The 23,357-nt window shown below is 35.8% G+C and carries 24 protein-coding genes, 1 pseudogene and 1 CRISPR repeat array; of the genes and pseudogenes, 5 read left to right on the top strand and 20 right to left on the bottom strand.

Going from position 1 to position 23,357, the window contains the following annotated elements; all coding sequences use genetic code 11:
- Positions 1 to 8: 8 nt before the first annotated feature.
- From BMW29_RS01775 to BMW29_RS01725, 11 genes are all read right to left on the bottom strand, one after another.
- A complete protein-coding gene (locus BMW29_RS01775; RefSeq protein ID WP_092649649.1) occupies positions 9 to 812 on the bottom strand; it encodes a tryptophan-rich sensory protein in 804 nt (267 codons plus the stop codon).
- A gap of 15 nt (positions 813 to 827) precedes the next feature.
- Entirely contained in the window at positions 828 to 1,601 is a 774-nt protein-coding gene (locus tag BMW29_RS01770; RefSeq protein WP_092649647.1) for a DUF1295 domain-containing protein, read from the bottom strand.
- Complete coding sequence (locus tag BMW29_RS01765; protein WP_092649645.1) at positions 1,598 to 3,418, bottom strand: DegV family protein; 1,821 nt, start codon at positions 3,416 to 3,418, stop codon at positions 1,598 to 1,600. Before BMW29_RS01765 ends, BMW29_RS01770 begins: the two co-directional genes overlap by 4 nt.
- Before the next feature lie 6 nt (positions 3,419 to 3,424).
- Positions 3,425 to 3,829 (bottom strand): DUF2177 family protein, encoded by a 405-nt coding sequence (locus BMW29_RS01760; protein ID WP_092649643.1) that lies wholly within the window; start codon positions 3,827 to 3,829, stop codon positions 3,425 to 3,427.
- A 143-nt stretch (positions 3,830 to 3,972) separates the two neighbouring features.
- On the bottom strand, positions 3,973 to 5,874 hold the full coding sequence (locus tag BMW29_RS01755) for a BglG family transcription antiterminator (protein ID WP_092649641.1): 1,902 nt from the start codon (positions 5,872 to 5,874) through the stop codon (positions 3,973 to 3,975).
- Between the two features lie 83 nt (positions 5,875 to 5,957).
- The gene (locus BMW29_RS01750; protein ID WP_092649639.1) at positions 5,958 to 7,403 is read right to left on the bottom strand and encodes a glycoside hydrolase family 1 protein; all 1,446 of its coding nucleotides are present in this window, start codon (positions 7,401 to 7,403) and stop codon (positions 5,958 to 5,960) included.
- Positions 7,404 to 7,742: a PTS lactose/cellobiose transporter subunit IIA gene (locus BMW29_RS01745; protein ID WP_177165639.1), complete on the bottom strand. Its 339-nt coding sequence runs from the start codon at positions 7,740 to 7,742 to the stop codon at positions 7,404 to 7,406.
- Positions 7,743 to 7,761: 19 nt separating this feature from the next.
- Positions 7,762 to 9,021 carry a PTS sugar transporter subunit IIC gene (locus BMW29_RS01740; protein WP_092649635.1) on the bottom strand — a complete coding sequence of 420 codons (1,260 nt, stop codon included), beginning with the start codon at positions 9,019 to 9,021 and terminating at the stop codon, positions 7,762 to 7,764.
- A 2-nt stretch (positions 9,022 to 9,023) separates the two neighbouring features.
- On the bottom strand, positions 9,024 to 9,329 hold the full coding sequence (locus BMW29_RS01735; protein WP_092649633.1) for a PTS sugar transporter subunit IIB: 306 nt from the start codon (positions 9,327 to 9,329) through the stop codon (positions 9,024 to 9,026).
- 176 nt (positions 9,330 to 9,505) lie between these two features.
- Complete coding sequence (locus BMW29_RS01730; RefSeq protein WP_092649631.1) at positions 9,506 to 9,928, bottom strand: acyl-CoA synthetase family protein; 423 nt, start codon at positions 9,926 to 9,928, stop codon at positions 9,506 to 9,508.
- A 27-nt stretch (positions 9,929 to 9,955) separates the two neighbouring features.
- Positions 9,956 to 11,890, bottom strand: coding sequence for a BglG family transcription antiterminator (locus tag BMW29_RS01725; protein WP_177165638.1), 1,935 nt, complete (start codon positions 11,888 to 11,890; stop codon positions 9,956 to 9,958).
- 165 nt (positions 11,891 to 12,055) lie between these two features.
- Here BMW29_RS01725 and BMW29_RS01720 point away from each other — a divergent pair, with 165 nt between their 5' ends.
- The 4 genes from BMW29_RS01720 to BMW29_RS01705 are packed head-to-tail and all read left to right on the top strand — an operon-like array spanning position 12,056 to position 14,653.
- Complete coding sequence (locus BMW29_RS01720) at positions 12,056 to 12,370, top strand: PTS sugar transporter subunit IIB (protein ID WP_092649626.1); 315 nt, start codon at positions 12,056 to 12,058, stop codon at positions 12,368 to 12,370.
- A gap of 2 nt (positions 12,371 to 12,372) precedes the next feature.
- Positions 12,373 to 13,611 (top strand): PTS sugar transporter subunit IIC, encoded by a 1,239-nt coding sequence (locus BMW29_RS01715; protein ID WP_092649624.1) that lies wholly within the window; start codon positions 12,373 to 12,375, stop codon positions 13,609 to 13,611.
- Positions 13,601 to 13,930, top strand: a complete 330-nt coding sequence (locus tag BMW29_RS01710; protein ID WP_092649622.1) for a PTS lactose/cellobiose transporter subunit IIA — start codon at positions 13,601 to 13,603, stop codon at positions 13,928 to 13,930. The genes BMW29_RS01715 and BMW29_RS01710 overlap by 11 nt, the downstream gene beginning before the upstream one ends.
- Positions 13,931 to 14,653, top strand: coding sequence for a 6-phosphogluconolactonase (locus BMW29_RS01705; protein ID WP_092649620.1), 723 nt, complete (start codon positions 13,931 to 13,933; stop codon positions 14,651 to 14,653). It begins immediately after the preceding gene.
- Between the two features lie 154 nt (positions 14,654 to 14,807).
- On the opposite strand, the gene BMW29_RS13815 is transcribed toward BMW29_RS01705, so the two are convergent.
- From BMW29_RS13815 to BMW29_RS01685, 5 genes are all read right to left on the bottom strand, one after another.
- The gene (locus BMW29_RS13815) at positions 14,808 to 14,903 is read right to left on the bottom strand and encodes a type I toxin-antitoxin system Fst family toxin (RefSeq protein WP_143047321.1); all 96 of its coding nucleotides are present in this window, start codon (positions 14,901 to 14,903) and stop codon (positions 14,808 to 14,810) included.
- Between the two features lie 73 nt (positions 14,904 to 14,976).
- A complete protein-coding gene (locus BMW29_RS01700) occupies positions 14,977 to 15,750 on the bottom strand; it encodes an ABC transporter permease (RefSeq protein WP_092649618.1) in 774 nt (257 codons plus the stop codon).
- On the bottom strand, positions 15,740 to 16,681 hold the full coding sequence (locus BMW29_RS01695; protein WP_092649616.1) for an ABC transporter ATP-binding protein: 942 nt from the start codon (positions 16,679 to 16,681) through the stop codon (positions 15,740 to 15,742). Before BMW29_RS01695 ends, BMW29_RS01700 begins: the two co-directional genes overlap by 11 nt.
- 100 nt (positions 16,682 to 16,781) lie before the next feature.
- Positions 16,782 to 17,429, bottom strand: coding sequence for a TetR/AcrR family transcriptional regulator (locus BMW29_RS01690; RefSeq protein WP_092649614.1), 648 nt, complete (start codon positions 17,427 to 17,429; stop codon positions 16,782 to 16,784).
- A gap of 171 nt (positions 17,430 to 17,600) precedes the next feature.
- Complete coding sequence (locus tag BMW29_RS01685) at positions 17,601 to 17,939, bottom strand: nucleotide pyrophosphohydrolase (RefSeq protein ID WP_092649612.1); 339 nt, start codon at positions 17,937 to 17,939, stop codon at positions 17,601 to 17,603.
- A 773-nt stretch (positions 17,940 to 18,712) separates the two neighbouring features.
- On the opposite strand from BMW29_RS01685, the gene BMW29_RS01680 reads away from it, so the two are divergent.
- Complete coding sequence (locus BMW29_RS01680) at positions 18,713 to 18,988, top strand: hypothetical protein (protein WP_092649610.1); 276 nt, start codon at positions 18,713 to 18,715, stop codon at positions 18,986 to 18,988.
- A 371-nt stretch (positions 18,989 to 19,359) separates the two neighbouring features.
- Positions 19,360 to 20,337: a CRISPR direct-repeat array (repeat unit 33 nt; unit sequence ATTTCAATCCACTAACTCTAAATAGAGTTAGAC).
- Positions 20,338 to 20,506: 169 nt separating this feature from the next.
- Here BMW29_RS01680 and cas2 read toward each other — a convergent pair.
- The 4 genes and pseudogenes from cas2 to cas7c form a co-directional block, all read right to left on the bottom strand.
- Positions 20,507 to 20,797 carry a CRISPR-associated endonuclease Cas2 gene (gene cas2 / locus BMW29_RS01675; RefSeq protein ID WP_092649608.1) on the bottom strand — a complete coding sequence of 97 codons (291 nt, stop codon included), beginning with the start codon at positions 20,795 to 20,797 and terminating at the stop codon, positions 20,507 to 20,509.
- 10 nt (positions 20,798 to 20,807) lie between these two features.
- Positions 20,808 to 21,839, bottom strand: a complete 1,032-nt coding sequence (gene cas1c / locus BMW29_RS01670) for a type I-C CRISPR-associated endonuclease Cas1c (protein ID WP_092649606.1) — start codon at positions 21,837 to 21,839, stop codon at positions 20,808 to 20,810.
- Positions 21,836 to 22,489, bottom strand: a pseudogene (cas4, locus tag BMW29_RS01665) (CRISPR-associated protein Cas4). The gene cas1c and the pseudogene cas4 overlap by 4 nt, the downstream one beginning before the upstream one ends.
- A gap of 1 nt (position 22,490) precedes the next feature.
- Positions 22,491 to 23,354, bottom strand: coding sequence for a type I-C CRISPR-associated protein Cas7/Csd2 (gene cas7c / locus BMW29_RS01660; protein ID WP_092649604.1), 864 nt, complete (start codon positions 23,352 to 23,354; stop codon positions 22,491 to 22,493).
- Between the last annotated feature and the right edge of the window lie 3 nt (positions 23,355 to 23,357).

Genomic DNA, 23,357 nt, shown 5'->3' with positions numbered 1-23,357 from the left:
ACCAACAACTAGACGTTCTTTTTCCTTTTAAATTCCTGAATAGATTCATAAATACAAACCAATACAATCACTGCGATACAGCCAATCACAGTTAAAATAATCATGGGATACGCCTGATTCCAACCATTCTGTGCTTGATGCTTAAATAAAATGCCATAATACGCCCAAATAGTCGCGCAACCATAGGCAATATTATGATTTGAAAGAATGGTTGCACAGATAATCACCAGTCCAATCATTAAAACAATCACAGTCCATATAGGTTGATTATTTTGGAAGAAATCAATTTGCTTATCAACAAAAAAGGCTGTAATATTCGCAATCGTTGCAATGGTAATCCAGCCAAAATAGATACTAAACGGTAGTCTAACAAAAAATCGATCCTTGGTTGTTAATGCCACCTTAGCTAATAAGCGATTGAGACTGATTAAGATCATTAATAAGCCTAACATAATCACAACGGATAAATTAATTTGAAGATATTGCCATGCAAACAACCACACGCTATTCAAGATTGAAGAGACAATAAACAAACCACGGATTTTTTTACTGAGCGAAGGCTCACTCATAATAGACGGACGCTTTGGTCGCAACCACTGATAAATCACAAAACCTGCTAACAATAAATAAATCACTGACCAAATCGCAAAGGTTAAGCCAGCAGGTGCAAATAGATTGGGATAAGTGTCTGAAACTTCCTGAGTAGTCATCCCATTTAATGGGATTAAGATGGCTGCGGCATTGGTTCCTAGCATGATGACATAAATTATTGTAACCAACCATTTACTCATCAAATTTTCCTGTTTACTCATTATTAACTCCCCCTTTTATAACCCTTTTTTGCCAATGAAAGGGAAAAATTTCGCTGTTTGATTCGCATAAACAATAAAATCAGGACGATCTTGATATTTCTTTTCTAGCAAAGGCACACCTGAAACATATAAAAGTAATAACGTAATGGTTATTGGCCCAATGATTCCCCAAAGATGCTGCACACTAGTTAAACTAATCAGGAAAATTCCCCACCAGCTGAGTGCTTCGCCAAAATAATTGGGATGCCTTGTCACTGACCATAAGCCTGTTGTTAACAGCTTGCCTTTATTTTGTTTATTTTTCTTAAATTGCGTTAATTGATAATCGCCGACTGTTTCAAAGTAAAAGCCAATCAGCCAAATCACAATACCTAAGCCATTCCACCAATAAAAAGCATCAACTGAACTGGTCATTACTAGAAAAATAGGTAGTGACACAATACATAAAAGGACACCTTGTAAAATAAAGACATTTAAATAGGCTTTTAATTTTGCCCAGCTATTTCCCCAACGTTTCCGCATATTCACATAACGATAATCCTCTGGCTTGCCAATATTTCTTTTAGCTAAATGTAAAAATAAGCGTACACCCCAAATGGTAACCAGAATTAAAATAATAGTACTCGCCGTTGTTTTGACTGGCATCAGAAGATAGCCTGTTACCGCAACAATGACAAAGCCAATTCCCCAAGCCAAATCAACAATTGCATTATTGTGTAAATATTGTGCTAAAAAAAACAGCCCTGTAAAGTAGATAAATAATACAAACATAATCGTCCCAACTGTCATCTTACTTCCCCCTCTTCAAAATCAACTGCAACGGCTACACTCCCTTGCCCTGCACTCATGGCAATCACTGCTGAAATCGGCATAATATAAGTTGGTGGCATCCCCAAAACTTCCGTTAAATCCTGGCTCCATCTTTGGGCTTGTTCTGGCGCATTCCCATGGATCACTGCATAGCGTTTAATTTTGTATTGCTTTTGTATTTTTTTTAATTGCTGTCTCACTTTCTGCTGATTGCCCTTCAAACTAAAAGCAACATTGCTTAATTTCCCATGCCCTTCTGCATCTAAACTAACAATCGGCTTCGCATGGATTTTCTTGGCTATTTCCCCTGCAAATTGTGGGATTCTACCAGTAGCAATCATTGGGTCTAAATCAGTTACACTGACAAAAATCTTTAACTGTGCTCTTTTTTCATTGGTTCGTTTGACGATTTCATCAAAAGGAAGTTGCTCTTGAATCCATTCATTGACATTCATCACGAGTAAGCCTTGTGCAGCTGAATTTAATTTTGAATCAATCACCTCTATACAGGTTGATGAGCCACGTCGTTTAGCTGCTTCGCAAACTGTATGATAAGCCCCACTCAATTTTTCAGCTACTGTCACGACTAAAATCGCTTCGTATTTCGTTTCGAGGAATGAAAATAAATTTTCTACTGTTTTTAAACTTGGCTGAGAGGAAGTGACGCGTTCTTGGCTGTTTTGTTGCAATTCAAAGAAGCGGTCACTTTGCACAGTGATTTTATCAAGATAGCTTGTCTTACCAATCAATAGATTCATTGGTAGGACATGAATTTGATTCGCTAGTAGATAATCTGCTGGTAAATCAGCAATGGAATCTGTCACTAAAGCAATCTGTGCTTTTTTATGTTGATTCACCTGATACTGAAGCAGCATATCATCTGCTTTTTGCTGCATCGGCTGCCCTACACTGGCCAAGTAAGCAAGTACCTGATCAGGCTGATTGGAATGAATGTGGATTCTTGCTTTTCCTCGATTTACTGCAACAATCATCGAATCTCCATAAATACTTAATGCCTGTTGAATCTCTTCTTTGGTAGCGGTTACCTGTTCTAGTAACACTTCCGTACAATAGCGAAAAGTTGGTGCTTCTGTCTGAGAATGAGCTACCATAGTTGTTAGTAGCTGCTCATGAGCCACTGGTAGGTTGATGGTGTCATCTGTCTCTATTTTCCCCAAAAAGGCCTTGGTAAAACCATCTATAAATAGGTAAAATCCTTTTGCTCCTGCATCTACCACTTGGTTCTTTTTCAATATTTTCAATTGCTTGGTGGTGTTTTCTAATGCTTGCTTTGCCTTTGTTAAGGCATTTTGTAGAAGTTCAGTTAAGTCTGCTGTTGCTTCTTTTTCATTCAAGGCTTCTGCCCATGAAGAGATGACGGTTACAATCGTACCTTCAACAGGCTTTTCAATGGCTTGATAAGCTTCAACAATTGCTAGCTTGACGCTTTTAACAAAGCTACCTATTGTATTTCTTTCTTCACATTTTAATAAATTGTTATAAATGCCATTAAAATATTGTGCAAAAATAATGCCTGAATTGCCTCTTGCGCCAACTAATGATGCATCTGCTACTTTTTCAAATACCTCAATCGCTGACGTCAATTCCCCATTGGTTTCTTCCAAAATAGTTTGCATCAAAGAAGCTAGATTACTCCCCGTGTCTCCATCTGATACTGGAAAAACATTGATTTGATTCAGCTCCTGCTTACCACTGATTAATTGAATCGCTCCCTGCCTAAAAGCAAATACTAATTTTTTTGCATCCATTGTTTGATTCGTGCTGTTGATTTCCATGCATCTCTACCCCCATTTAAAGTGCTGCGCGATATAAAAAGTTATCCCTGAAGTAGCGGCTGTAACAAAAGTTCCCCAAATTAAATCCAGAATCGTAACCACTACTGGCCAATCCTTCATTGTAGCTAGATTGGTTAAATCATAGGTGCCATAGCATAATAAGCCTAAGAAACCACCTGCTATCATGGTATAAACCAGACTATCCTTCGCCAGTCCTGGATAGACGGCAAAAAATAACATGCCACCAATATATAACAGATAAAAAAGTACTGCTGGCAAAATTTTAGTTTGCCCTAATAAGCCACCTAAATAATGCTGATATAGCTTATTTGCAATCAATAACAGCCAAATTAAATCTAATACTAAAAAAGAAATAGTAGCCACACCGTAGAGCTTAAAAAAATCATTCATGGTAAACCTCCCCCTAAAAAAAGATATGGTAAGATGTGCCGATCATCTGATGAGCTCATCTTACCATATTTTTAATTTTTCTATATCAAATGATGCTTCGCAGAAATTTTCCATGACTGTTTGATACTGAATAGTATAAAGAATTAGTTATTTGCATCAACCATCATCTTGAGTCTCATAATAAAGGTTTCATAATCTTCAGCCATACTTAATTGCTTGGTATTAACTGGATCGGAGACAATTTCAATAAATTGCTCAAAAAATTCATTAAAGGCTTTGGCTTCATTTTTATTAATCGCAATCAAAGCAATTAATTTTACTGGATAACCTGACCAGATAATCGCTTCTTGTAAGGTCATCATGGCAATCCCACTTCTCACTGCTTCTAGCTCAATAGAATGGGGAACGGCAATCCCTGATGGAAAGCTAGTCGGAGACATCGCTTCTCTTTTTTCTACGCTCTGACTAAAAGTCTCCTTCACAAAACCTTGCATGACTAATTTTTGATTGATTTGTGCCCGTATTTCTTTTGGTGTTAATTCAGATGGATCAATTTGATTAAAGTAAAGCTCCTTTGAAATAAACTGCTCAATATAATGATACATCTGCTTTTTATGTTTTTGTGCATACAAAGAATAGAGGCGATTTTCTATTTTTCTTAAATCTTTATCTGTTAGAAATGGATGAATAAAGACCGCACCAGAATATTCACTAGCAGTTACGCGGTCTGTTGTGACGAGCATCTCATAAGACTGAGAGGCTAACGCTGCTTTATTTACAAGAAAAATTGTCACCCGATCCCCAAACCGATTTTCCAGCTTTTGCTGTAGCTGATGGCTCATATCATGATATTCATTCACAACCAATACCATTCTAATCGCTTCATAGTTATGTTTTTGATTTTCCAAAAAGGCGCCAATATGTAGCGCAATAAAGGAAATTTCATCATCATTAAACCAAATCCCTAATCGTTCTTGAATCAATGAAGAAATATACACAGATAAATCATAGGTTAAAGGATAGGCCGTTTTTAAATCGAGTAGACTACTATTTCTGGTAAAATTCTCATAATGAGAACGATAATATAAGCTTTGCACATGAATCGCTAATTTATTAAAAAAAGCTTCATCATTTAACTCAATTAAATAGGTTTGCTCCACTTGCTTGAGCACAGCATGTAAGGTATCAATAATTTTGGGGTCAACAAACGCTGCTAATTGCTGATCATGGCGATTGGCTGATGTTTCATTTTGCATCCCGATAAAGAGCAAGGCCAACTGCTCTAACTCGGCTGTGGAAAAATTGATTTGATAGTCCTCTGATAAAGTATCTGCAATTTCTTTCGCGATGAGATACTCTGTTTGCCCCTCTAAGCTTGGATATTCTGGACTTTTCTTCATCACATGCCCCTGACGAATGCGCTCAATACTGATGGCATAATGCAAAACAATATTATTAAGTGAGTACTGATTCATTTGAATGCCTCGTGACACCATTACTTCTCGAATCGTTGTTTGGAGCTTTTCCATGGAGATATAGCCAATCATTTGCTGAATACTGGCCTTTAGCTTTTCTTGTAAATCACCTTCATTATATAAAAGAGAAATCATATAGCGTCTTTTTGACCGTTCTGAACCTGTTAGTTTGACAAAATCATGGGCATAAACAATTTGAATATTATTATCGATGACCTCCTTTTTTAACTGCTGAATATCCGTTTTAAGGGTGGACTCTGAGATAAATAAGCTATCTGATAATTCATAAAGATTGACACCTTCTGAAGAATTTTTTAATAGCTCTAAAAAAATCCGTGACTTACGATCCCCAGTTTCGTCTTGATTCAATTGTGTTGAAACAGCTGGATTCAGTCGATATCCTTGATAACTGGTTAAAATATGAGGTGCCTCCTCATTGATTTGTGCGACACGATTACGAATCGTTCTAGTTGTACATCCGCAAAATGAGGCTAACTCTTTTGAAGTAATCCATCGCTTTTCATTTTTCCTTAAAAACGCCAATACTTCTTTTTGTTTCTCATTTAACATATTCACAGCTCCTGAACCAAAGAAAGTTGATTGCTGATTCATTATTCACTTGAATCTACACAATCAACTTCTACTGTTTTGTTTTACAAATGCTCACCATTTGAAGCAATCACTTTTTTATACCAATCAAAGCTATCTTTCTTAATACGTTTACCAGAACCTTGACCTTCATTATCTAGATCCACATAGACAAAGCCATAGCGTTTTTCCATTTGTGCAGAAGAACAGCTGACAATATCAATCGGTCCCCAAGCGCAATAGGCAATGACTTCTACGCCATCATACATCGCGTTTTTCATTTGTGCAATATGCTCTGAAAGATATGAAATACGGTAATCATCGTGAACTTTGCCATCCACTAACTCGTCATACATTCCAAAGCCATTTTCAGCAATAATGATTTGTTTGTGGTAACGATCCCAATACTGTGATAAAGAATTGTATAGCCCTTGTGGATCAACTGCCCACCCCCAAGGATTGGCTTTTAGATTTGGATTAGCAGTAATGGAATCTGCTTTAATCGTATTTTTAGTTGCATCCACCATTTGTGAATAATAGTAAGAAATCGCTAAATAATCCATCGTATTCGCTTTTAAAAGTTCCTTATCTTCTTCACGAATATCAAGCTGAATGTTGTTTTCTTTAAAGTAATTTAAGGCATATTGCGGATATGCGCCATTAAATTGCACATCTGTGTAGAAATATTCCATCCGATTATGCTTCATTGCTAAAATAACATCATCTGGGTTACAGGAGAACGGGTAAGCCGTACAATCTGCTACCATTGTTCCCATCATTAGCTTAGGATTAAGGGTTCTTGCATATTCAGCAATTTTAGCACTCGCTACAAATTGGTTATGCACCGCTTGATAGCTGGCTTCTTCATAGTTATCTACTGTGTCATAAGGAATCGCTGTTGAATTAAAGGGCTCAAACTGGATTAAATTAATTTGGTTAATCACAATCCAATATTTTACACGATCTTGATAGCGGTCTAGTACAGCTTTTCCATATTTTACAAATAAATCAATCACCTCACGATTGTTCCAACCCCCATATTTCAACGTAATTTCCACTGGTGTTTCATAATGTAAAATCGTCATAATCGGTTCCATCCCTAGCTCAATAATGTTATCAATCAAACGGTCATAATAAGCTAGCCCTGCTTCATTTGGCTCACTTTCTTCGCCAGTCGGAAAAATTTTTGTCCAATCAATGGAGGTACGGAAAGTTTTAAAGCCCATTTCTTTTAATAGTGCTAAATCTTCTGGGTAGGTGTGATAAAAATCAATCCCATGACGCTTTGGATAATAGCCAACTTGATCTGCTAAATTGGCTTTTACATCTGCTACTGACATTCCTTGATGCTGAGCTGCACTGATTTCTGCATTGGATTTTTCTGGATAATAGCGATGTAAATCCGCTAAGCTAATTCCTTTGCCATCAACTTTAAAAGCCCCTTCTGCTTGATTGGCTGCAATCGCGCCACCCCACAGAAAATCTGCTGGCATTTGATAATTTTTACTCATTTAAATTCCCTCCTGGCTGTAGCTTTCAAATAATTTAATTAAATGCTCTCCAATTAGAATCTCACTTTGCGCCGTCATTAAGGTATCTTGCGCATGACAGAACAAGGTTGAATAACGAATTTGTTCACCACTTGCTTCTAGCTGTAGTGTATCTGTTTGTAAGCCATGAGCAATCACAACTTCTTTTCTTGCTTCTTTAATCTCAGTTTTTGCTTTACTAAATGCTTTTGTTTCCAAGCTCTCTAAGGCTTGCACTAAAAATTCTCGCGCATTTCCTGCATGTACTAAAATATTCATTGATAGTTGATTTAATTGATCATTTTCTTCGGTAAATTCCATCGTGACGTCCTCCAAATATTTAAATTGCTGCGGCTTCTTCTGCTAAAGCTTCTTCTTTTTCACGTTTTAATAATGAATTGTCATACGCTTTGAAGAATGGTAAAAATACGAGCCAAGTGATGACAAAGATGATGATACAAATCACAATTGCGCGCCAGTCTTGGGTTGCCAAGTAAGAAGTAATCGGGTAAGGCATATACCATAACAAGAACGTTTGGGAAGGAACATTCACCAAATGAAGACTCATCGCAATATAGGCAATCGTCGGTACTAATAAACTATTAATCCACATTGGAACCATTAAATAAGGATTGAATGCGATTGGTGCACCAAATACCAGAGGTTCATTGATATTAAAGATAGATGGGATAATCACGGCTTTACCAATTGCTTTTAATTGAGCTGATTTACTTAATACTAGCATCATGACTGAAAGTGCCAAGGTTGTACCGATTCCGCCCATTGATGAAAAGGCGTAACAGGTTTCTTGTGTGGCAATATTTAATGCTTGTCCACCATTTGCGACAGCCTCTGCGTTTGCTGCTAAGCCAGCCATATAAACTGGATAAATTGCGGGCATCATCACCCATCCTGAAATACCAAATGTATAGAGAAATACTGGAATAAAGACTGAAAGCACAAAGCCTGGATAAGATTGCACAATACTTGCAAGTGGGCTAAACATTTGAATGATGACTTCAAAGAAATCAATATTGAATTGTATGGTAATCAACCAACCAACCACTAAAATAAAGGTAATGGGTAACAAGCTATTAAACCAACCAACAACAAAGTCTGGTATCGGTGTGTCTTCGCCAAAAAGTGATTTTTTAGCAGCAAAGTTCATGACTGCAGCGACGAATAAGCCAGTGATCATTGAAACAAACATTCCTGTTGCGCCAAAACGCGCTAAAATAAAGGTAATACTACCTTCTGCCGTAACGGTTGGGAAAAGTAACATCAGGAAAAGAACCATTCCTGTTGCACCTGAAATTAACTTCTGTCCGCTATTGCCCTTTTTTTCCATGAGATAATAAGGAATCAGAAAAGCGACAACTAGACCATACATTCCAAAAGAAAAATTACTAATCATGGATAAATCTGGAATACTCTCAAAAATATTTTTCAGCAAAGAGACAACTGTAATGAGTGAACCAACAAATACTAATGGTAAAGCTGCCATAATCGAATCTTGGATTGCGGAAATCCAAGGGTTTTTAACGATTTTATTCACTTTTGGTGCAAATGAATTTGTCATAAAATCCATTATCTTTTTCATTTTTATTCCTCCAAACTTAAGATTAAATCTAAGGCTTTATCTCCGTTTAAAGTCCCATATGTGCTTTGTGGAATGACGGCGACTTTGACATTTTTCTCTGCTGTTTGTTTTTGAATATCATCCAGCATATAAGATAAGTGCGGACCAATCAGCAAGTAATCAATTTCATTGATCCGTTCATCTAATTGAGATTCGCTTGCTGCCTTCACACTCACTTCTTCCCCTCTTTTTTTGGCCGCTTTTCTGATCGCTGCTGCCATAAAACCACTTGATGCACCTGAACCACAGATTAATAGGATATGCTTCATTTTTTTCACCCTTTCGGTTATTTGTTACCTTTATTATAGAAAAGGTTGAATACGCTTACAAATCAAGTTTTTTCCTAGGGTTAGGAAAATAAAAAGAGAAAATGAAGTTCATTCATTTTCTCTAAGCTTTCATATTCAGTTTATAACATAGCGCATCCTCTTTGAATCCTATGTATTTACTTCTCTTGGTGATTTACTTGCCAAAATTCCTTAAACTTTTGACATCTTTTTCTACCACAATTAATTCTTCTCATAGACTGATCTGTCTTATTTTTGATATCAATTGGGTAGTTAGACATTCTATAACCGGGTACAATATACCCAAATGTCACCTCATGTTGGTTTAAATCATATGCTTTTCTTCTAAAATGAAACATTCTCTCTACAATGATTTGATGAGGTGTTAAAGTAATGACCGTAAATTGCATCACAAGTGCAAAAAGAATCAGACCATTTGAAATGAGGAAAAAGAGCCAAGAAAAAGGATTTTCTCCATAGCTACGAGACAAAGCATAGATGGCCCAATCTACAAAAAACAGCAAAAATAAAATAGCACTAATCAATCCTGCCCAATTAAAAACGGTTATTTTCTTTTCCATTTAACTCCTCACTTTCTATTAAAAATTCTACTCCATAATATTATGCTCTTGTGATAATAAGAATGCAATAAAATCATCAAATTTCTTTAGCTTGATTGCTTGTAATACATGATTTTTATCAGAAAAAATCAACGATAAAATCTCAAAAATGTTATAAAATAGCTGCTTGTCCTTTTCATTAATTGCAAATAAAAAGACAAAATTCACACCATGATTTTTCCCCCACTGAATGGGCTTTTCACTAATAATCATATAGAGTTTGGACTTTAATGCGGTCATTTTAAAGGTATGTGGAATGGCACAATTATGAAACGCAGTGGAAGACATTTCTTCTCTGGCAATCATATTTCCCTTGAAATCCTTCTCAACAATACCTTCATTTTCTAAAATATCCGCCACTACTTCAATCACTTCATCGCGATTTTTCAGCACAGTATTCCGCATAAAATACTTCTCATCGGTGACAATTGAAAGATTCTCTTTAAAGGCCGCATAAGTTTTCCGCAACTTAATGTCATCAATGCTAAAATAAATTTTCTTTTGATCCTCAATCGAGAAAAATGGACTAATTTGCACAACAGGCAGACTACTATCCACTGCTAACAAAGGAATTGTAGAAATCACTAAATCAAAATTAGCAAGCTCCTTCGCATCAGAATGGGTCGCATAAACACTTTCAATAAAAATATTGTCACTAAATTGCGTTTCTATTTTTTTCTTTAAATTGTGAGCTAATGACCGAACATCTGGTACGAGTAGTGCACAAACTAACTTATGATATTTCTGATTTTCTTTAGAAAATGCGCCGCCTAAATGAAGGGCAACATAGCCAATTTCATCAGCAGAAATCCGACAATCAATCTGTTCACTAATAATATTGGTCACCGAAACGGCTAATTCATAAATAAAAGGATGGCCATCTTTAACAGAAGCTAATAAAGGATTCTTCAATAAATGCCCCGCTCTTGCACGAATAATTAAGCTATTGGTATGCAAAATAAAAGGAATATAGAAGCTATCATCATTTAAATCTACCACATAAAAATGATTTAAAAACTCAATAATACTTTCAACAATATCAAAGGTTTCCTTGCTCACAAAGGATTGAATATTCTCTCTTGTCACTTTTTTATAGGCAAAGGAAGCTGTTTTCGCTAAAAACAACAGATAAATTTCATAGATTTTATTCGCTTCAAATTGAATCTGTAATTCAGCTTGTAATTGTGCCATTAATTGCTTGGACAGCTCGTATAAATCCTGATCTAAAATCTCAATTTGTTTACTTGGGATGGTTTTGGTTCCCTCTTTGGCCTGCTCAATAAATAACACAATATGCAATAAAATACTGGTTAAGACATAGTCATCCACAAAAAGCTGCTGCTTGGCTAGTAAATCACTGATCATTTCTTTAATGACCAAAACAGGAAGCTCTGGGAAAAGCTGTTGAATCATCTCAACTGTTAAGAGGGTTAAATCTGTGTCTTCATAAACCTGATCAATAAAAGCTCTTCGTTGACCAGCCTCTTCGCCAATCACTTCTAAGTAATCACCAGAAAAGACAATTTTTATCTCATATTCTTTCATGTCATTATTCAATTGTTGCACATCATTTTTTAGGGTTGTTACACTGGCAAAAAGCGCCTCGCTTAAATCAAAGATATTTAGCGGTTCATTAGCCTTTAACAAATCCAACAATAAATACTTTCTTCTATGCTCAATGGTCTCTAATTTATTATTCGTATCTATTCTAAAATACGCAAAGATGTCTGCTCTTTTTAAAGCATTTAATTTATAGCCTTTTTTTGATGAAAGAATAGCTTCAGGAAGCTCCTCATTTATTTGCTGAATATAATTTTTGATGGTTCTCTGAGAAAATCCTAAAAGTTGAGATAATTCCTTAGACACTCTCCACTCCTGCTGTTCACTTAATAACAAAAGAAGCTTCAAATATTTCTCGTTCATCATCTTTCCTCCTAGTTCACATGCATTTTTACTCTTACTCTCATTATATAGGATTTTACGAAAATAACCAAAAGGCGTTTGCACCATCACAGTGCAAAAGTGTGATTCATTAAAAAACAGGTGGATGCTACACTATATGTATCAAATAGCTAGGAGGAATGAATAATGGATGAAATCAAAGTAATGTTGGTTTGTGGTGGCGGTGCAAGTAGTGGTTTTCTTGCAAGTAGTATGCGCAAGGCAGCAAAGAAAAAGGGTTTAATGATGGATATTTTTGCTAAAAGTGAAAGTGATGTGGATAACTTCAAAAATGAGATTCAAGTGTTACTTTTAGGACCACACTTAAAATATCTAGAAGAAGAAATCAAAGAACGTATTGCAGGCACATCGGTTAAATTAGCTGTGATTGAAAACGCCATTTATGGTTCATTAAACGGAGAATTAGCAGTTGAAAAAGTGTTACAAATGATGGAGGTTTAATCATGAAAAAATTTATTGAGATTGTAAATAAATATGTTTCACCTTTTGCAACCAAGCTATCTCGTAACTTATGGATAGCAAGCTTGCAGGATGCCATTTTAAGTACCTTACCTTTAACCTTAGTTGGATCAGTGGTTTCGGTTTTATCTATCTTAAATAATTATTTTACCTGGTTCCCAGATTTAACGCCTATTAGCTCCTTTAGCTTTGGGTTGATTGGTTTAGCATTAGCTTTTGTTTTTCCAGTGTTTATTTTACAAAGAAAGAAAATGGACAATAAGAAAAACCTAGCTGGGATTGCAAACGTTGGCCTTTACTTAATGTTTACAGTACCTATCTTTGGTGAAAATGGAGAATGGATTTTCCAAGGAGACAACTTCGGTTCTGGCGGCATGTTTTTAGCCATTATTGCTGGGATTTTTACAGCGTTTGTCTTCATCTTAATGGAAAAATTAAGCTTCTTTAAAAATAATGATACAATTCCAGATTATATTGTCTCAAGCTTTGACTCATTTATGCCTATTTTAGTCATTTTATTATGTGGCTACATGGTGGTCTTTGTTGCTCAGATTAATTTCTTAGAAGTTTTAACAACCGCTTTATCACCTTTAACTAATTTTGGCCAAAGCTACTTAGGTTTACTGGCTTATATCTTGGTTACAACGGTTTTATATTCCTTTGGGATTAGTCCTTGGCTACTATATGGCCTGTTCTATCCGATTCAATTAGCTGGGATTTCTGAAAATACTGAATTGGTTCGTCAAGGTTTAGAAGCAGTCAATATTAATACAGGTGAAGTGGTGCAAGGATTGGTTACTTTAGGAGGAATGGGTGTTACCTTACCATTAGCGATTCTCTTATTGTTTACAAAATCAGCACGTTTGAAAGCAATTGGTAAAGTTGGGATTATTCCAAGTATTTTCAATATTAATGAACCAATTGTTTTTGGGGCACCGATTATGTTAAACCCTTTGATGATGATTCCATTTTGGATTAACTCTTTCTTGGCGCCAACGATTGTTTACTTTACGTTACATTCGGGCTTGGTTGCGATACCGGATAAAATCTTTAATTTATGGTTTATTCCCGCACCGATTCAAGGCTACCTTGTAACAGGTGATTTTAAAGCAATCTTTTTAGTAATTGTGGTATTTGTAGTGGCTGCATTAGTTTGGTATCCATTCTTGCAAGCTTATGATAAAGAAGAAATGATGTTGGAGGCTGAACGAAATGATGGATAAAGATGAGATTGTACAGGTTGCAATGGCAATGATTTTACATGCAGGAGATGCGCGCACAGCTTTAATGGAAGGCTATGATTTATTGGAAAATGATCAATTTGAAGCAGCAGATGCAAAAATGGTTGAAGCACAGGATTTGTTGAATCAAGCACATGGCTATCAAACCAAAATTGTCCAGAAAGAAGCGGCTGGAGAAGAGATTCCTTACTCGCCGTTATTCAGCCATGCGCAGGACACAATGATGACGATTCAAGCGCAGTTTATTTTATCTAAGAAGTTGTTTAGAATGTTTAAAAAAATTGCAAAAGAGGTGGAGTAATTGAAGAAGCTTGTTGTGAAGGATTATGAAGCTTTGAGTGAAATGACAGCGAATCTTGTATTGAGTACGATGTTACAGGATAAGCGCGTGAATTTATCGTTGACTGGCGGGAGCACACCTAAGCGGATGTATGAGTTATTGGTGGATAAGATGGCCGGGGTAGAAGATTTATCAAATGTGTTTTATTATACGTTTGATGAGACGCCGATTCGAAATCAAGAGGATGTTGTAGTTGGCTTTGATAATTTAGATGGTTTAAATCGTTGTTTCTTTGAGCCTGCTGCTGTTGAGGCGGGGCATTTAACAGCAATGAATGATGAGAATTATTTGGATTTCCCACAACTGATGGCAGATGATGGTGGACTTGATTTGATGCTGATTGGAATGGGTGATGATGGTCACTTTTGCGCGAATATGCCTGAATGTACGCAGTATGATCAGGAGGTTTATCGTGTGGAGCTGAGTGATATTTATCCTTGGAATGCGCCTTATCAGGAAAGTATTGGCGAGAATCATTCTGATTATATGTATACACTTGGGTTGCCTGCTTTATTGAAGGTGAAGCATGTGGTATTGATTGTAAATGGTGTGAAGAAAGCGCAGGCTGTGAAGCGTGCCTTGGAAGGACCATTGGATGCAGCGTTCCCTTCTTCTTATTTGAGATTATTGCCTAATTTGACGGTGATTTTGGATGAGGAAGCTGCGGAGTTGATTGAAAAATAAGAGAAAAAATAGACTCATAACCTGGACCATGCTATAATGAACTTGCGAAACGAAATTAATTTATTGCAAGAAACAAAAAACACTCTACTGTGAATAGAGTGTTTTTTTTACGCTCATTGTGATGACGAATGTATAGGCTAGACTACAACTTGCTTCAGTTATCATCTTTCTTATCCAGCCAATGAGAAACTAGTTCAATCACTAGACCTACCAAGATAGGCGCGATAACCAACGAAATTAATTCATACACAAGAAATCATCTTGGAAAATCAAATCTTCACTTAATTTCATCTAGACATTCTTAGTCATAATTTGTTGCATCATCATTTCCTTTTTGCTAATGCCATTAAGGCAAAAATAAAGGCAACTACTGCCCACCCTAAAACAACAATTAAATTTATCGGGTCTAATATTTCTGACTGAAACAATGTGGCACGAATGAGATTACTGGTTGGAACAAATGGAAGAACTTGATAAATATAGGTCGTCCATTCTGGCAGTCTAGCAATTGGATAAGTAATTGGAGAAAAAAGTAGCCCACCTATCATGATTATTTGAGTAGCTAGTGCCATTGCATTAGGTGGTAACCAGTAGGCAATCGCAAAGCCAATACAAATCATTGTTATCTGAGTGATCAAAATTGTGAATATACTAGATGGTGTCACATGAATTGTAATCTGAAAACGAAGAACGGTCGCAAGACAGCTCATCATAATACCGGGTAATGAAGCTACACTCCAAATGATAATATCTGCTAAAAGAATGCTACTCCGCGATACTGGTAGTGTTCTTTGATAATCAAACAAGCCATTTTGTTTTGAGGTGCTAGCAATTTGGGGCGCCAACACACAACCTACTGCAATCATACCTAGCGTAATGGCTCCAGAAGATAAGTAAACTGCAGATTCTGCATCAATTTCTGGTATTAATAAAGCTAAACCATAGACAATGGCAATCGCAAAGACTGCTTGTACCAAACTAAAAGCTGAGATTAAATATTTATGTCGCACAAGACTCCAGCGTATCAAGCCCCATAATTTTTTCAAAGCAAAAGAATTTGTACGAGCAATCTGATTCGAAACTTGTTCATTGTTCATTTGTCATTCCTCCATATGATACGTCTAAAGAAGCAGATGAAAGCTTGTAATTTATCACTTTCCCTTGATCCATCATTTTTAGTAACCAATTAATTGCCTCAATGATTTGCTCCGAAGTTAATGTAAATACCACTCGCGCTTCTTCTTCTAAATAGTTTATTTCAAGTGCTTTAGGCGCAGTTGTTAATCCGTCTTTATCTTGTAATACGGCTGATAATGTATGTGTTGCGAACTGTGAATTTAATTTTCCAGTGGGTGTATCTTGTATCAGTCTGCCCTGTTCAAATAGAAGAAAACGATCTGCATACTCTTCAACTTCCAATAAATTATGGGTTACGATGACAATAATATGACCCTTTTGAGCTAGCTTTCTCATATATTGCCAAACCAGTTTACGGCGAACAGGGTCTACATCATTTGTTGGCTCATCTAGTAAAATAATCGGAGGTGGGCAAACAACTGCCATAGCAAATGATGTTAAACGCTGCACCCCTCCCGAAAGTTTATCTCCAGATTGGTCTGCCCATTGCTCTAAGCTTAAGTCTGCTAATATTTGATTCGTTCTTGCTTTTACTTGTTTTTCTGTAACGCACCGAATATGTACGATGGCTTCTATGGATTGTCGTAAGGTTACGCCAGTTAGTGGTGCATGAAATTGTGGCATCATTGAAACCAAGGTACGTGCTAATTTTGTGTTGCCTAGCAAAGAATAGCCTTGGTAGGTAATATCCCCACTATCAGGCTTGACCGTTCCAATTATTTGATTTAATAAGGTTGTTTTACCAGCACCATTATGACCTATCACAGCGGTAATTTGTCCTGGCTGAAAAGATGTTGTAATCTTATCGTTTGCTGGTATTTTTCCTCGCTGATATTTTTTAGAAATCGCTGTAATTTCTAAGGCATTTGTGAATACTTTCTCTTGTTTCATAAGTAACCTCCTAAATAATTTTTAGTTAACTGCTTTATACATACTATCGGTATGTATAAGGTTAAAAACAAAGTTGCTTTCATTTATTCAATAAAAGCAACTACCTTCTACTTTGAATATAGTCATAGAGATTAAAGGCTGCATTTAATATTGTTTCATCGATGATTGGAACCTGAATACTTTGAAAAATGTGCTGTAAAAAACGCATTTTATTTTCAAGCTCTTCTCTAGAATACCTCACAATATTTAACCCAAACCAAACATCCATTGTTAAACAAACAAATTCTGACAGCTCTTTTGGAAACTCCGTCACAATTGAACCATCTGCTATCCCTTCATCAATATAAACTTGAAGATAACCAGCCCCTTCATTTAGGCTGGATAAATAAGCCTCTCCAATCATTCTTGGACTTTTCAATAATACTTCTGCAGAGTATAAAATTGCATAGCGTTCAAAGGTTTGTAGTGATTTCAAAAGTTGTAATCTAATTTTTTCCAGTCCTGTTTCGCCTTGCCAATTTTCATACCAATTTCCTTGCTCATCAGGAACGCCCAAGGTTTCTATCACTTGCTCTAGAATATCATTTTTTGACTTAAAGTGGTGATAAATGACACCTTTTGTTAAGCCACCAAGTCCATCAATAATATCTTGAATCGTTGTGTTATCATAGCCTTTTTCATAAAAAAGATCACGCGCTACAGCTAATATTTTTTTCCTTGTTTCTTCAGGATATTTATTTCTTGCCATGAATTTGTTCCTCTTCTTTCAGCAACATACCGATAGTATCTATCTGTATTGTATGATACATTTTTGTAATTGTCAAAAAAATTTACATCAAGCAATTGTTCGCAATAAGTTAAAAAACCTACTTAGCAATTTAAATAGGTTTCTCACTTTGATTCATATTAAACTGGTACATTACAATTCTGTATATTTCTCATTCTTCCCTTTGCTTTTATTAACTGGATATTTCGCTTCATTTTTGACGAGCTTTTCTGCAATAATCTCATCAATGTCTAAATCTAAATTATCTGCCAGCATATAAGAGTAAATCAATACATCCGCAAGCTCTTCTTTGATGCGCTCCAATTTATTGCTGACAACTTCCTCAGAATTTTTCCATTGGAAGAGCTCTAATAATTCAGAAGCTTCGAGAGAAATTGAAATAGCTAAATCTTTCTCTTTATGAAATTGACGCCAATCACGGTCGTCACGGAATTGATTAACTTTTTGCATGCTTGATTTGTTTTCTTTCATTGTTTAGCTCTCCTTTGTGAATAGGAATCTCAACGTTATTATACATGTTGGAGGATAAAATGGGTAGGTTTGATTGGCTTAGGGTGAGATAATTTAAGCTAATAGTTATTTAGCTTTGTAGAGATATTTTTGAGTTTTTTCTAAATTATTCATTGCTTATTTCAAACTATTTATTTATACTTAAGGTTGTAGGATAGAATTTAAAGAACGTCAAAATAAATAAAAATTGGCACTCCGAAGTTTGGCGGGAACCGAACTTTCGAAGCCTTGTAGAGACAGCTCACACTGCCCAACAAGTTGCCAATAATCACTAACAATTGCTTGTTAGCTCTCTTATATTGTACTCAACGATGAATGAATTTTCTAGTGGAACTTTTGTTCATTTTTTGAGTACATATTTATTTAGCTATGGTTTTGTTTAGAGATTATTGATGATGGTATTGGGAAATTTTCTCAATGCCTTTTTTTATTTTCTATCCTGCGTTTTAGTGTTATATTTTTAAGTCGCAGGATAGAAGTAAAAAACAGCATAAAAAAATGGCACTTCATAGCTTGGCGGGAACCAAATCTATGAAGCCCTGTATAAACAGCTCACACTATCTATACAAGTTGCCAATAGCCAGCACCGAAGCACTAGCTTCTTTATTGTACCTAATTTATTGGATTTTTTCAATGAGGGGTCTTTGGTGTATCTATTGAAAACGGTATTGGTGTAGGTTGCCATTATCGTTTTTTATTTTGTGAATGCGCAAAAATGAATAGGAGGAATTGGAATGGAAAAGAATGGTGCAAGGATTATTGAATTGTCTAGGAAAGTGATTGATGATAGTTATACTGTGGTGGATTATTTGGAAGAAGGTGAAGATCGTGAGGCACAGGAATACTTAGTTTTAGCAAAAGAAGGAATGGATCAGTTGTGGTATGAGATTGGTGTGGCTGAGGGGACGGCGGATTCTGGGAGAGATGTGAGTGAGTTGATGTATTTGATGCAGTATGTTTATATGGCGAGTACTGGGCTGACGATGGCGAAAGGGAAGATAAAATGCTAACAAATTAATTATCTACTAAATTTGTTGTCCTTTCATAATCCAAATAGAAATTTTTAAAAACTTCATAGTTTCAGTAAATTAAAATAAAGCTTGTTACAATCATCAATAAGGGATAATTGCTTGAAAATAATATTACTACAGAATTTTCTAGCATTACAATCCATATTAAAATTGTAACACTAGTTGCGCATAGTACATCGTTCAAAGATATCATTACAAAAATAAGATAAATCAAATCTTTTAACCTTTTATAAAAAATGAAAATAGATTTAATTCATTTACTTTAAATAGAGCTGACCTCATAGTATACGTGCTATTGGTACATATATTTCAGTAAACTAGCTCTAAAAATAGCATATGGTTGATTTTCTATTTCAATCCACTAACTCTAAATAGAGTTAGACGGCTGTAGCTCTTCTATTAGCCATTGTTGATTGGATTTCAATCCACTAACTCTAAATAGAGTTAGACTTACGGTGGTAACCATATCATTGTGCATATTGTATTTCAATCCACTAACTCTAAATAGAGTTAGACTTTCACAAAACACGTTAAAATTGTGAGTTTCACACTATTTCAATCCACTAACTCTAAATAGAGTTAGACAAATAAAACAGTGGATCAGTTTGACCACGAGATTATTTCAATCCACTAACTCTAAATAGAGTTAGACATCTTTTGATTATCACTAAGTGATTTGTAAACCATTTCAATCCACTAACTCTAAATAGAGTTAGACGCCGTTATCGTCATTCTCACGAGCATAGACGCTAATTTCAATCCACTAACTCTAAATAGAGTTAGACACTATCATGTAGTTGAGATGGTGCATCATCTTAAAATTTCAATCCACTAACTCTAAATAGAGTTAGACTACCTTTATCAGAAATACAATCAATCTCTCCAAATATTTCAATCCACTAACTCTAAATAGAGTTAGACTCGATATTTCTAACATATCATTCACATTTCACTGTATTTCAATCCACTAACTCTAAATAGAGTTAGACTACCTTTATCAGAAATACAATCAATCTCTCCAAATATTTCAATCCACTAACTCTAAATAGAGTTAGACTCGATATTTCTAACATATCATTCACATTTCACTGTATTTCAATCCACTAACTCTAAATAGAGTTAGACATAGTTCCCTTCTTCATCAATCTGATACTCGGTAACTAATTTCAATCCACTAACTCTAAATAGAGTTAGACGTTAGCTAAGGATCCTCGCTTTACTAAAGATATATTTCAATCCACTAACTCTAAATAGAGTTAGACGCTTCCGGTTGAAGTGTGGGAACATTTAGAAGAATTTCAATCCACTAACTCTAAATAGAGTTAGACCGTGAAATCAGTCAAAATACACGAACGTACATTCACTATTCCACCTAAAACTTGTGTTAAATTAAATTTCAATTAGAAAAACACCTAATTTCACGTTAAAACTATTAATAATTTGGTGCGAATCCCCCAGTGATTTCATGTGCACTTATGGTTCGCACCAATAATACGTTTAAAATATCAATGGATCTTCCACATTAAAACTTTCTTTTGCACCAATGTGCTCTACTTTATTTTGATAATTATTTCCTAATCGATAAATCCGTAAACTATCCATCTCTTCATCAATTAAATCAATCAATTCTTTTTTTAACTTAGTCAATTCGGCAGCATCAACCACACACTCAAAAACAGAGTTTTGTACCCGCTGTCCATAATCTTGACATTTTTTTGCAACTTTTCTTAAACGGCGCGGGCCATTTTTAGAGGTTGTCGCAACATCATAAGTAACCAACACTAGCAATCGTTCTCACCTACTTCCATAAAAACGGTGGATAGCCATCTAAATCCTTCCTTAAAAAACGGCTCAATAACAATGCTTGAACATAAGGAACCAAACCCCAATTGATTTTCTCACCTAAAAATGGGTGCTGAATTTGCTCTTGCTTCTTATCTTGCCAACTTTTAAAGAATTTTTTTCTACCATCATCTGTTAAAAGAACTGCACCACCTTCTTTTTTGATAAAATCTTTGGCAGTCACTACTTTCTTATTAATCAAAGTGAGAACAAAACGATCCGCATAAATACCACGTAATTCTTCCATTAAATCTAATGCCAAAGAAACTCTACCCGGTCGATCTTGATGTAGAAAGCCAACATACGGATCCAGCCCCACAGTTTCTAAAGCTGCGGCACATTCTTGTGCTAGTAACGTATACGCCAAAGAAAGCATAGCATTCACATTATCCAAAGGCGGTCTGCGATTTCTACCGTAAAATCCGAAATCTGATTTTTGTTGTAAAATCATTTGATCGAAAAGCAAAAAATAGCGATTAGCTGCCTGTCCTTCAATTCCCATAAGTGTTTCTAACTCTGTAGATTGACGGATTGCTTCAATATATTTTTTTAATTCTTCCGAAATTTGTTTAAACTGCTCCACATCAATTCGCATCCCATTATCTCGCGTCATTCGTTCCAGCATCCAACGCTGATTATATAATTTTCCAATAATAAAATGACGGGCTATTTGAATGCTTTCTTCTTCCACATCAGAAATTCGATATTGCTTTTTTCGCAACATAACATTCCCTGTGGTTCCTCCTGTCACTCGACTACCAAATCTACCACTGCTCGTCAAAAATGTTAAGGCAATATTTTTTTCCGCACATTTTCGCATTAACGCTGGACTAGCACCCAGATAGCCGGTTGTAACAATTCCTTCTAAATTGTGTAATGGAACTCTGCCTAATTTCGTGTCTTCTTTTTTTACCACGATATTCTCACCATCCAAAGCTAAATAGGTGTCAGGAGTCGTGACAAATAGGGTGTTTAATAGTTTTCTCATTCAGACAACCTCCGATCCAAATAACCTTTGACAGTTTGAACATTCATTAATTTTGGTAAACAAATCTGCTGAAGCGAGCACTTTTTACAAAAATTTCCGGTTTTCACTTTTGGCGTATAACTTCTAGACCAGTATTGATGCATTTCTGAAATATTTTTCTTTAATTCTTCTCAAAGAACTTCGGTAATTGCCACTTCTTCTCGCCGTTTTGTTTCATGGTAATATAAATAACCTTTTGGGACATCACATGCTAACATTTCTTCCAAGCAAACAGCTTGTGCTGTTAACTGCAGGACATCACTAAGCTCTTGCTTAGGTTTACCATGCTTATACTCAACAGGAACTGGTGAATAGGTTCCTATTTCTCCATTTAAAGGGACACCGTTGGGATCTTGAATGAATTCAACAACATCACAAATACCTGTGAGTCCAAAAGTTGGTGAATGAATGGGTAATGCCCGCACAATCAAACGATCCTTGCGTTTTTCTCTGATTGTTGGCTGATCCGCTTTTTCATGAAGGTAAGTTCCTTCTAAAGTCAGGACATTTTCCTGCCACTGCTGTTCAATATGGATTAACGCCCATTGACGACGGCAAAATAGAAAATGCTGGATTCCTGAAATCATCAGATAATCTTGTTCCTCGTACATGCTATAATCCTTCTATTTCATCCAATTTGATTCCTTCTAATTGTTCAACAGTTACCTGATAATCCTCAAATGATTTTGGACGATCCACTTCTGAAATTTTTTCAATTTTTACTGAACGATGAACCTTAGCAGATGAGTGTTTACCCATTTTACTTGGATGTGTCCACCAATATACTTTTTCTATAGCCATACTACCGTCTGGACGGGCAGATGAGGCATCATTTTCAAATAATGTGATTAATGCTTCCTTGATTTTTTCTGCATCAGCTTCGGTGAAACCAGTTTTTTCAGCTAATTGAACATTGATACTACCATTGAAAACATATAAACCAAAATCGACGAAATGCTTAGTTCCCATAGTGTCGGAACTTTTTCCACCACCTTCACTGACTGAATTGACGCTTTTAGTGATTTGCATACTGTTAATATCGATTGGATCAACACTTATTGCAGTTTGAATCGAAACAGGCCCACGAACACCCACAGATAATTCAAGACCTTTAAAGGCAAATACTTGTCCAAAACTGCGAGTATCAATCCATGTTTCGCAGGCAATTTCACTAAAACGAGTAACATCTGCTTTCTTTTTATCACTGGCAATTTTTTTTAATTCTTCAATCGAGTCAACACGATCTTTTAAACTTCTTAACCCATCATCAGTACGATCATCAGATTGAACAAAAATTCGTTCACCTGAATCTTGTAGACGGTTACGTATTTTTCGTTTAATTGCAACATCAGAGATTTCTCCATAGCCTTCAAAATTTTGACGTGGGCGGTTACCATTAAGTGGATCACCGTTTGGATTAGCGTTAGTTACTGAAGCAATTACTTTGAAATCAATTTTGTGTGTTAAAGTTGTCATTTT

The organism is Isobaculum melis, from assembly GCF_900111355.1.
GTDB classification, from domain to species: Bacteria; Bacillota; Bacilli; order Lactobacillales; family Carnobacteriaceae; genus Isobaculum; species Isobaculum melis.
Note: the sequence above shows the minus strand (reverse complement) of the source record. Positions and strands in the feature narration are given on the sequence as shown.